Source organism: Klebsiella sp. Ech2A (assembly GCF_030078455.1).
Classification (GTDB): domain Bacteria; phylum Pseudomonadota; class Gammaproteobacteria; order Enterobacterales; family Enterobacteriaceae; genus Klebsiella; species Klebsiella terrigena.
In genome coordinates this window covers 1-3,452 of record NZ_JAQGFU010000309.1, presented here as the reverse complement: position 1 = coordinate 3,452, position 3,452 = coordinate 1, and the positions used below count along the sequence as shown (strand labels likewise).

General features: G+C 58.2%; 5 protein-coding genes. All 5 read right to left on the bottom strand.

Annotation, left to right across the window (positions count from 1 at the left end; translation table 11 throughout):
* On the bottom strand, nt 1-359 hold a 359-nt coding region (locus PFH44_RS26045; protein ID WP_463671578.1), incomplete at its 3' end, for an ABC transporter permease.
* A complete protein-coding gene (gene cysP, locus PFH44_RS26040) occupies nt 359-1,375 on the bottom strand; it encodes a thiosulfate/sulfate ABC transporter substrate-binding protein CysP (protein WP_283826619.1) in 1,017 nt (338 codons plus the stop codon). The genes cysP and PFH44_RS26045, both read right to left, overlap by 1 nt.
* 209 nt (nt 1,376-1,584) lie before the next feature.
* Entirely contained in the window at nt 1,585-2,484 is a 900-nt protein-coding gene (locus tag PFH44_RS26035; RefSeq protein ID WP_045856208.1) for a Dyp-type peroxidase, read from the bottom strand.
* A 94-nt stretch (nt 2,485-2,578) separates the two neighbouring features.
* Complete coding sequence (locus PFH44_RS26030) at nt 2,579-3,154, bottom strand: RpoE-regulated lipoprotein (RefSeq protein ID WP_045856209.1); 576 nt, start codon at nt 3,152-3,154, stop codon at nt 2,579-2,581.
* A 61-nt stretch (nt 3,155-3,215) separates the two neighbouring features.
* A partial coding sequence (locus tag PFH44_RS26025) for a DUF2919 family protein (RefSeq protein WP_283826618.1) occupies nt 3,216-3,452 on the bottom strand: 237 nt, incomplete at its 5' end.

The following is a 3,452-nucleotide window of genomic DNA, read 5'->3' as shown; positions in this document are numbered from 1 at the left end:
GAAACCAGCGGCGCCAGGGTCAGGGCCGCTACCGCCGTCGGCAGCGCAAAGGGCAGATCGATCAGCGCATCGAGCAGCGTGCGGCCGGGAAAGCGGTAGCGCGTCAGGATCCACGCCATCAGCAGGCCAAATACGCCGTTAAACATCGAGGCCACAAAGGCCGACAGCAGCGTCACCTTATACGCGGCAACCACCTGCGGGTTGGTAACAACATCCCAGTACTGTCCCCAGCTCATCTGCGCCAGCTGCATCACCAGCGCGCTCAGAGGAAGCAGCAGAATTAAACAGACAAACAGCAGGCTGGTGCCGAGGCTCAGGGTAAAGCCCGGCAGCACGCGCTTAGAGGCAGCAGCAAACATTACTTACGCCCCGCCGCCAGCAGTTTGTCCAGCTCGCCGCCGCTGGCAAAGTGGGTTTTCATGACCTCCGGCCAGGATCCAAACTTGTCCTCAACGCGGAACAGTTCGGTCTGCGGGAATTTATCCTTCAGCTTTTCCATCACCTGCGGGTTGTTCACCCGGTAGTAGTAGTCGGTGATGATCGTCTGCGCCTGCGGGCTGTAGAGCCAGTTCAGATAGGCTTTTGCCGCCTTCTCCGTGCCGTTGGCCTTGACGTTTTTATCCACCCACGCCACCGGGAATTCGGCAAGAATGTTGGTTTTCGGCACCACTACCTCAAACCCCTGCGCTTCATACTGCTTGCGGATGTTGTTCACTTCCGATTCGAAGCTAATCAGCACATCGCCCAGCCCGCGCTCCGCGAAGGTGGTGGTCGCGCCACGGCCGCCGGTATCAAACACTTCGACATTTTTCAGGAACTGGGTCATGAACTGCTCGGTTTTGGCTTTATCGCCGCCGTCAGCTTTATCCGCTGCGCCCCATGCGGCTAAATAGGTATAGCGCGCGTTGCCCGACGTTTTCGGGTTCGGGAAGATAAGCTTCACGTCGGAACGGACGAGATCGTTCCAGTCATGGATGTTTTTCGGGTTCCCTTTGCGCACCAGGAAGCCCATCGTGGAGTAGAACGGCGAGCTGTTGTTCGGCAGGCGGCTTTGCCAGTCGGCCGGGATCAGGTTGCCTTTGTCATGCAGGATCTGCACGTCGGTCACCTGGTTATAGGTCACCACGTCGGCTTTTAAGCCCTGCAGGATCGCCAGCGCCTGCTTTGACGAGCCGGCGTGGGACTGTTTAATCGTCAGCTTATCGCCGGCGTTATCTTTCGCCCACTGCTGTTCAAACGGCGGGTTAAGGGCGGCAAACAGCTCGCGGGAAACATCGTAGGAACTGTTCAGCAATTCAGTCGCCTGAGCCTGCGCAACCAGCAGCACAGAAGCCGCCAGCGCCAGATATCCTTTGTTCAGTGATTTAACGGCCATTGCGCACCCTTATAAGATTGATGACTTTCATATGGCCATAATATTTATAACGAGTACCAAAGGAGTAACGGTTTTATATACCGTTTGGCGATTTGGAAGTAGAAAAGAGAATAAGGGCTTTGAAAACCGCGGCCGGCGGCAACGTTAAGGAGAGGCAGGCATTGATAGCAGCCCTCCCCGCGGGGGAGAGGGCGATGGCGCAGGAAGACCTACAGCGCCAGAATACGCTCCACGGACGGCGCGAAGTAGTAGCCGCCGGTCACCGGTTTGGTAAAGCGCAGCATGGCGTCGCGCTTACCGTCGGTATCACCGAACATGCTCAGCAGCTGCTGTTCAATATTATGGATGCGGGCGCAGTAAGCGCAGAAATAGAGGCCGTGCGTGCCGCTGGCGGTGCCGTACGGCAGGCTCTGGCGCAGAATTTTCAGGCCCTTGCCGTCCTCTTTCAGATCAACGCGGCTGAGATGCGAGGTCTCCGGACGATCGTCGCCGTCAATCTCTTCATTGGCCTCTTTGGTGCGGCCAAACATCATCTCCTGATCGGGAACGCTCATGCGGTTTAGCTGCTTGAGGTTGTGCTCCCAGCGCTGAACGAAGACGTAGCTCCCGCCCGCATCGACGCCATCTTTGATAATCGCCACCTCACGACGCGTCTCTTCGCCGGCCGGGTTTTCGGTGCCATCGACAAAGCCGCTGAGGTCACGCTCTTCGATCCAGCGGAAGCCGTGGACTTCCTCTTTGACCTCAACGATGCCGCCAAACGCCGCCATCGCCGCCTGGGCGACGGAGAAGTTCACTTCATGACGAGCGGACAGGATATGAATCAGCAGATCGTACTGAGTCGATGGCGCCAGGCCTTTTCCGTAAACGGGAAACTCTTTTAGCTCTTCGGCACCCACGCCGCCGCTCAGCTCGCGCCAGACGTTATTGCCAAAGGCAATGGCCGCCCCCAGCTGCGCGTCCGGGAATTTCGCCTGAAAGGTGGCTAACTTATCGATAAAGTTTTTGCTGGCTTCACGCAGGGCGTTAACGTCCCCTTTTACATTGGCTTCAATCCAAATCGCCGCACGGCAATGTTCCGGCAAAATGCCGCTCTGAACCTGAGACATCGCTCCTCCTGAAATGAGACAACCACAACGCTGTGGTGCTTAAACGCGGCTATTGTACGCGTTTTTTGCCGCCGTCGTGTCTCTCCAGATCAAATTAGCGGCGCCAGGTGATTTTACCGATTTTCCAGTTTTTCAGCGTATCGTCTGAAGGCATCAGCTCTTCCGGGCCGCTCCAGTGGCCGGTGAAGGCGTAGCTGATATGCTGGCTGCCCTGCGCCTGACACTCGACCACCGCGCCGTTGTCGCTGCTGGCCTTCTGACAGTTGCCGAACGCTTTGCTGTACAGCTCGCTGAACGGAGTCCCTACCTGCACGCCGCTCTCGGTTTTGATTTCGCTGTCGCGCACGTCGATGCGGCTGATGGTGCCGTTCTCGCCGTTAATCGTCATCACCACCCTGTCGTCCTTCAGCGCCTCAAAGTAGCGCACGATATTGCCGTTGGCGGTCTTCATGCCGCTGCGCAGGCGGTAGCCGCCGCCGAGCGCGTCGCTGATGGCCTGTTCATTCAGCGGCGTGGCGGCCGTCAGATTCCCCACCCCCTGCTCGGTGACCTCCATGGAGGAACCAAACCAGTTCCACGGCAGGGCTCCGGACCAGTTAACCGCGCTCATCGTCGAGCAGCCGGTTAACGCCAGCGGGAGCGCGCAAAGAAGTAAACGTAGCGATTTCATGAGATCGTCCTTTCCTGTTAATTTGACGCCTGTTGGAGTGCGGGATCGGCAAAAAGTGCCGTTAAACCTGCTCTTCCTGGAAACAGGCTCTCAGCCGACGGCTGCTCAGCAGCCACCACAGCGCATAAATATCCGCCACCAGCAGACCGATGGTCAGGGCCGAAGGCGACTCGCCGCCCAGCCACAGCAGCGGCTGCCAGATAAGCAGCAGCGCCTGAGAGAGCACCAGCAGCCAGCGTATCAGCGGCCAGAAGCGGGGAAAGCGCTGCCGCTGGCCGCTGACGATAAACGCCAGCAC

What these genes read in the sequence shown, in the direction of transcription:
- PFH44_RS26030 (WP_045856209.1), bottom strand. Translation starts at nt 3,154, where the DNA reads ATGAAATCGCTACGTTTACTTCTTTGCGCGCTCCCGCTGGCGTTAACC.
- PFH44_RS26035 (WP_045856208.1), bottom strand. Translation starts at nt 2,484, where the DNA reads ATGTCTCAGGTTCAGAGCGGCATTTTGCCGGAACATTGCCGTGCGGCG.
- cysP (WP_283826619.1), bottom strand. Translation starts at nt 1,375, where the DNA reads ATGGCCGTTAAATCACTGAACAAAGGATATCTGGCGCTGGCGGCTTCT.